This is a genomic window from Paenibacillus sp. 1182, assembly GCF_017833915.1.
GTDB lineage: Bacteria > Bacillota > Bacilli > Paenibacillales > Paenibacillaceae > Paenibacillus > Paenibacillus polymyxa_D.
Window position 1 is genome coordinate 22534 of the sequence record NZ_JAFICR010000024.1, and the last position, 7142, is coordinate 29675.

The 7142-nt window shown below is 45.6% G+C and carries 6 protein-coding genes; all 6 read left to right on the plus strand.

Features of this window, described 5'->3' with window-relative positions; translation table 11 throughout:
- Positions 1–10 precede the first annotated feature (10 nt).
- The 6 genes from JOD82_RS28395 (at position 11) to glpX (ending at position 6201) form a co-directional block, all read left to right on the plus strand.
- The gene (locus JOD82_RS28395; protein ID WP_029518438.1) at positions 11–1471 is read left to right on the plus strand and encodes an efflux RND transporter periplasmic adaptor subunit; all 1461 of its coding nucleotides are present in this window, start codon (positions 11–13) and stop codon (positions 1469–1471) included.
- A 6-nt stretch (positions 1472–1477) separates the two neighbouring features.
- Positions 1478–2197, plus strand: coding sequence for an ABC transporter ATP-binding protein (locus tag JOD82_RS28400; RefSeq protein ID WP_029518437.1), 720 nt, complete (start codon positions 1478–1480; stop codon positions 2195–2197).
- Positions 2194–3405, plus strand: coding sequence for an ABC transporter permease (locus JOD82_RS28405; RefSeq protein WP_029518436.1), 1212 nt, complete (start codon positions 2194–2196; stop codon positions 3403–3405). Before JOD82_RS28400 ends, JOD82_RS28405 begins: the two co-directional genes overlap by 4 nt.
- A 182-nt stretch (positions 3406–3587) precedes the next feature.
- Positions 3588–4259 (plus strand): helix-turn-helix transcriptional regulator, encoded by a 672-nt coding sequence (locus tag JOD82_RS28410; RefSeq protein WP_080658662.1) that lies wholly within the window; start codon positions 3588–3590, stop codon positions 4257–4259.
- A gap of 13 nt (positions 4260–4272) precedes the next feature.
- Positions 4273–5076: a pyruvate, water dikinase regulatory protein gene (locus JOD82_RS28415; protein ID WP_029518435.1), complete on the plus strand. Its 804-nt coding sequence runs from the start codon at positions 4273–4275 to the stop codon at positions 5074–5076.
- Positions 5077–5223: 147 nt separating this feature from the next.
- Entirely contained in the window at positions 5224–6201 is a 978-nt protein-coding gene (gene glpX, locus JOD82_RS28420; RefSeq protein ID WP_029518434.1) for a class II fructose-bisphosphatase, read from the plus strand.
- Positions 6202–7142 lie beyond the last annotated feature (941 nt).

A 7142-nucleotide genomic window follows, 5' to 3' on the forward strand; every position in this document is an offset into this window, starting at 1 on the left:
GGAAACGGCATTGGCAGAAACGGTTTTAAATGACGCTTTAATCAAGTTACGGAGAAAACGGAGAAAAAAGTGGATCTGGACTGCAATTGTTCTACTGGTTGTCGGTGGAGGCGGAGCAGCAGTATACCTAAATTTGCCCAAAGAACAGGCGGCACCGTTGGTTCAGGATGAGAAGCTTAAAGTAGAACGCGGCGATGTGAGCGAGAAGCTGGATACGTCCGGTACCGTACAGGCTTCCAAGGAAGTGAAGTTGAATTTTACAAGCGCAGGCGAAAATAAGCTGGCAGCGGTGAACGTGAAGGCCGGAGACAAAGTGAAGAAAGGACAAGTCCTGGCTCTTCTGGACAGTTCTGAAATTAAAATGCAAATTCAGAGTGCGTCTGATACTTTGGAAATATCTAAAGCCAAGCTGGCTGAATTGGAGAAAGGTCCGAAGGCTGAGGACATTGAAATTCAGAAAACAAATGTACTTCGGGCCAAAATGGCTATCGATACAGCGCAAGAATCATTTGAGCTGGAAGAAGCCGAAAGTCAGAAGAAAACTTCCCAAAAGCAGTTGGAACAGGCGCGAAAGGCATATGAAGACCAAAAGTTTTTACATGATGCCGGGGCGGTGTCCAACAGTGAATTGGAGCAGGCAGAGCAAGCACTGGATAAAGCACAGACGGACTATGATGGTCTGGATCTGCAGTTCCGCAAAATCATGTCACAAAAACGTCGCACCATTTCAGAGGCTGAAATCGGATATCGTACGGCAATGGCAGAGCTTCGCAAAATTCAGGTTCCGGCTGATGCATCCAATATTCAAGCCTCACGGATAGAGGTTCGAAGACAGGCGACGGAACTGGAGCAGAAGAAAAATGAATTGAACAAGCTTCAGGTTACAGCACCTTGGGACGGGGTAATCTTGAAGGTGAACGGGGATGTAGGGACCAGTCCGACAGCTCCATTCATTGTCATGAATAACTCGGATTCCAACGACCTTAAGGTGGTTGTGAAGGTAAGTCAGACCGACATTGTCAAAGTAAAGAAGGGTCTTTCAGCCGTGTTGACTACCAATGCCTATCCGGGTGAATCATTTCCAGGGAAGGTGCAATTCGTGTCACCGGAAGCCTCTACGGATGAAGGGATGACGACGTATCTGATGGAACTGTCTGTTCATGACCCGAAAGGCAAGCTCAAAACGGGCATGATTATGAATGTGGCCGTTATTTTGGGAGTACACAAAAATGTACTGTTCGTACCTGCGACTGCGCTGAGATCCGAAGGGGGACAGGATGGCGTGTATGTTTCCGCTAATAATGCTGCAAATCCAGGGGCGCGCACTTTCAAGCCCGTAGAACTCGGATTTTATACGCCAGATCGAGTCGAACTCAAGTCAGGTGTAAAGGAGGGTGACACGCTTATTGTGCCTGCTCCTGAACCTCCGCCGGACCCTTCCGCTATGGGCGGCATGCAGGGAGGCTTTTAAACGGGTATGAGATACGTCATTCAGATTGAGGATTTGAAAAAAGTGTACCATGTCGGAGATCAGGAAATTCATGCTCTGCGTGAGGTTCAACTTGATATTGCTGACGGTGATTTTGTTGCGATTATGGGACCGTCTGGATCAGGCAAGTCCACGATGATGAATGTTATCGGCTGTCTGGATTTACCTACGTCAGGACAATTTTATTTGGACGGCTATTCGATCTTAGATGCCCGTGAGGATGAACTGGCTATTATACGTAATCAGAAAATCGGATTTGTATTTCAAAAATTTCATTTGCTCCCGCGATCAACGGCTCTGGAGAATGTGGAACTGCCTATGATTTATGCAGGTATTCCTGTCAAGGAGCGTCGTTTGCGGGCAATGGAAGCCCTCACTAGCGTAGGTCTAGGCGATCGGATGAACAATAGGCCGAACGAATTGTCAGGCGGTCAGCAGCAGCGGGTATCCATTGCCCGCGCACTTGTGAACAATCCGGTCATTCTCTTGGCGGATGAACCTACAGGCGCATTGGACTCCAAAACAAGTGTTGAAATAATGGGGATTTTTCAGCGTCTGAATGATCAGGGGAAAACGGTTGTATTGGTTACTCATGATCAAGAGGTTGCGGAATACGCCAAGCGTCTGATTCATTTTCGAGATGGGCGGATTGAAGAGGATCAGCCTGTTGGGAAACGAAGAATGGCGGCAGAGGAAGTGAAGGCATGAAGTTTAAGGAAATTATCCGTGTATCACTCAACAGTTTGCGAACCAATATGCTGCGATCTTTGCTGACCATGGTGGGCATTATTATCGGAGTGGCCGCTGTGATTATGATTGTAGCCATCGGTAAAGGATCAACGGCTACGATTACATCTCAGATCAACAGTATGGGAAATAATCTGCTGATGATCTATCCTTATGCTCCATATGATGGCTCTAGTTCCATGTCGTTCAATCAGACGAAAGGAATATCTCTAAAAGATATCGATGCGCTAGAGCAGCAAAAAGCAGTAGCAGAGGTAGCACCAAGTGCTATGACCAATGCAGATATTACGTGGAGTCGCAATAAGGTCAGCGGACAAATTGAGGGGACTTCACTGGCATTCGTTCATGTGAGAAAGCTGTCACTAGCTCAAGGCAGGTCGTTTACCCACTATGAAGTGGATAAACAAATGAATGTGGCTGTGCTTGGGAGTGATGCGGCCCGTAATATTTTTGGTCCGGATGCCTCCAGAGCGGTCGGTGAGACGATCATGATCAAACAGCTTCCTTTTAAGGTGGTCGGTGTGCTGGCAAATTCCAATTCCAATATGAGTAACAGCGGTCAGCAGGTATATGTACCGATTACAACGGGGATGGAACGGCTAGGCAATATGAGTATTCAGCAGGTGAACGCCTCTGCAACATCAGAGGAGAAGATTGATCAGGCAAGTGCAGAAATTCGGCAGGTGCTTCGTGTCAGACATGAGCTAAAGCCATCAGAGGGCGATGACTTTCAGATCATGACCCAGACGGAAATCTTAAAAACAGTGTCCGGGGTTGATCGGATTATGAATATGCTGCTGGCCGGTGTAGCTGCAATTGCGCTTGGCGTTGGAGGTGTCGGCATTATGAATATTATGCTGGTGTCCGTCACGGAACGTACGAGGGAGATCGGGATTCGTAAAGCGATTGGTGCGCAACGTAGTGATATTATGCTGCAGTTTGTGGCTGAGGCTGTTTTTCTCAGTCTGATGGGTGGACTAGTTGGCGTAATGGTGGGTCTCGGAGGTGCAAAACTGCTTGAGAAATTCGTCCAAATGCCGATTGTGTATTCGATAGAGCCCGTGCTTTACTCTTTTCTGTGCTGTATGGCAGTCGGAGTGTTGTTCGGAGTATATCCGGCGCGGAAGGCGTCTAAGCTGCGTCCAATTGATGCTTTAAGATACGAATAAGAGAGCGGGTACTTCGCCTTACTCGAAAGAGCAGGGTGTAAAGTGCCCGTTTTTTTGTGTTGAATAAGTGTTTTAAATGATAAAAAGACATGAATAACCACTTTAATTTTATATATGTGATGTTTTATATGCTTTTTAAGGTTGATTTATTGTTATATATGACGTATTATATTCAATATTAGATCGCAAGAAAAAAAGGAGGGACGTTCATCATCGACCTTACGGCAAGACAAGTAGAAATTTTAAACATCGTACAAAAGCATGCCCCAATTACCGGGGATCAGATTGCGGAAATGCTTAATCTCAGTAAGGCGACCATTCGGACCGACCTATCCAAATTGGGTATTCTGAATTACATAGATGCAAAGCCCAAGGTCGGATATTTTGTTGGAAAGCGGGGCACGCCGAACCGGGAGGAAAAATTCCGGCTATTGCAAATGAAGGTGGGCGATCTTCACGGGGTTCCAGTCATCGTACGTGAAACAACAACGATTCAGGAAGCTGTTGTAGCTCTCTTTTTGGAAAATGTGAGCAATTTGATCGTTACCGATGAAGACGGAGATTTGGCAGGGGTAGCTTCCCGCAAGGATTTACTTAAGGTAACGTTAGGGAATCCCAATGCAGCAACCATTCCTGTCAGCCTAGTGATGACCCGACAGGCGAATGTTGTCACCGTTTCCCCAGAGGATACGGTATTAGAGGCAGCGCGCAAAATTATTGCCCGTCAAATCGACAGTCTGCCTGTCGTCGTCCCTTCCGACTCCGACAAGCCAGGAGAGCACTGGAAAGTCGTGGGACGTATTACAAAAACAAATATTATTAAAATGTTGCTCGATATGGTAGCAGAGGATTAATGGGAGGAATCGAATGGTTCAGGCGAGCAGTCATTTTATAGCGATCTGTTCAGACTCGATTGGCGAGACGGCAGAAGCTGTCGTACAGGCGACCATGCGCCAGTTTGAGTTACCGGACACAGAGATCAAAAGATTTATGAACGTGAGGGATGAAGACGAACTGAGCCGGGTGATGGAGGAAGTTGCCGAGCGTAGAGGCTTTGTAGCTTATACGCTGGTACAGCCGGAATTGAGAGAGGCGATGAAAGAAGAGGCTGTCCGGCTGAATGTGCGGGCTGTCGACATTATGGGACCAATGATGCAGGCGTTTGCCGATACGTTCCATAACGATCCCAAAGAGAAGCCTGGTCTGCTGCACCGACTGGACGACAACTATTTTCGGCGTGTAGAGGCCTTGGATTTTGCGGTTCAATACGATGATGGCAAAGATGTGAGCGCCATTCTCAAAGCGGATATTGTATTGCTTGGAGTATCCCGTATTTCCAAAACTCCTTTATCCATGTTTCTCGCGCATAAAGGTTATAAAACGGTCAACATACCGGTTGTGCCGGAGCTGACACCGCCTGTTCAGTTGAAGGATGTTCAGCGTGGTCGAGTGTTCGGATTAACGATCGAGCCAGAGTTACTGTTGAAAATACGCAGTGAGCGACTAAAGGTTATGGGGCTACCTAATAATGTGCAGTATGCTACAGCGACGAGAGTGGAAGAGGAAATAGCGTATGCGCAGTCTTTGTTTAAAGAGCTGAACTGTCCGGTTATTGATGTTACAGATAAGGCGATTGAAGAGACGGCAGGTTTAATTATCAGAATGTTATAGAGCCTAGTAGCTGCTCATATAACTAAAAATTAAAAACGTAGGATACAGGAGTTTAATAGATAAATAGAAAGATTGCAGCAAAGCTGCCCTAAATATATTCATTTGCTTAAGGGTAATAATTATTTTAGGAGAGGTGGAGGGATAGGTATGGAGAGTCAAATGGCATTGGAATTCGTTCGGGTAACAGAGGCAGCGGCACTGCAATCAGCACAATGGACAGGGCGTGGAGATAAGAATAGCGCAGACGAGGCGGCTACGGTAGCCATCCGCACTCATTTTAATGCGGTATCCATGGACGGCACGGTCGTCATTGGCGAAGGCGAAATGGATGAGGCTCCCATGCTGTATATCGGGGAAAGAGTAGGCAATCGCAGAGGACCGGCTATGGACATCGCTGTCGATCCACTGGAAGGAACCGAAACGGTGGCAAATGGTTTGAATAACGCTCTGTCGGTCATTGCTGCTGCACCTCGTGGTAGTCTACTCCACGCTCCGGATATGTACATGCAAAAAATGGCCGTTGGCCCGGCGCTGGCTGGAAAGCTGTCACTTGAGGACCCAATCCCGACCACATTGTCAAAAGCTGCACGAGCACTCGGTAAATCCTTGCCTGATCTTACCGTGTCTATTCTGGATCGTACACGGCACGCCGGGATTATCAAGCTTCTGCGGGAAAGCGGAGTTCGTATCAAATTGCTAGGCCATGGGGATGTGATGGGCGCGATTGAAACATGCCTGGATAGCGGTGTAGACTTGCATATCGGTTCTGGTGGCGCTCCTGAGGGTGTATTGGCCGCTGCAGCGCTGAAATGCATGGGCGGAGAAATACAGGGCCGTTTGTTGCCTCATGGTGAAGAAGAGATTGAGCGTTGCAAACGTATGGGCATTACTGATCCTGGCGCGTTGCTATCTATGGATGATATGGTCGGACGGCAAGGCGTGATGTTTGTGGCTACAGGTGTAACACCTGGAGAGTGGTTGCAGGGGGTTCGTTCTCTTCCCGGCCACAGAGCGGAAACTCATTCAGTCGTAATGCACTCGGATACAAAAACGATTCGCTTCGTGCGGAGTATCCATCATACAGCTGATTCTTCCGGTACGCTTGCGGTAGCGGCATCTTCTTGAACATTGAAGTCATGGCTTATAGTTCAATAAAACAGCGGTATCTAGGACTTATCCAAGGATACCGCTGTTTTTCATATTTTAGGGTCAATCTAACTGTCATAGAACAGATGAAGTTATCAACTCCATGGAATAAGAATCGAGTATACCTCACTTTTATTGAGTGACGTAAACATAATTATCTTTGTCATGCATCTCTCTTTAGTCTACTTCGTAATTTCTTAACCCTCTAAATGATCTACTAAATGTATATCCAACAATATACGTCTATCTGATTATTGTTTAAGGTATGAAGTACCTTGGCCCTAAAAGTTTGATAAATTTCTCTGCTAGAATAGATCAACCTTCGAAATCATCCGAGAACTAATTTGGAAAAGCAAATCCTTATGTAAAATTAGAATAACACATTTAAGTAATACTTCTGTCTATTGGGATTATGAATTACTTTGGTCTAATATCTATAGTTATCTATCAAAAGGAATTAATTGCAAGTAGAATTAATTTGGTATACGTGTTAAATTACTAGTCCAGCCAATAAAACAAGATCAAAGATTTTTAATAAGTTTGAACAAGCTGGGAACTTTTACAGATAGACTTAATTGCTTTAAATTGATATATTGTTAGTCTAGCCCGAAAATGATTATTCAATAATATGGGTTGGATGACTCGCCTGGAATTATTTACAGGTTGATTGAATTAGTTGAAAATGTTATATTATTGTTCTGGCTCAAACGAAGCCGAATGATAATTTGATCTTTGAAAACTGAACAACGAGTGAGTACGGATTTTGCTTGCAAAATCCAACGCTGAAATTTTGGTACATGCCATCCAGGCTGTATAAGATGGAAGCAAACAAGAGATATTTTTATCTCGTCAGTTTCAACATGAGCTTATCGCTCTTTCTATAAACCAGCTTCGGTTGGTCTTTAATGGAGAGTTTGATC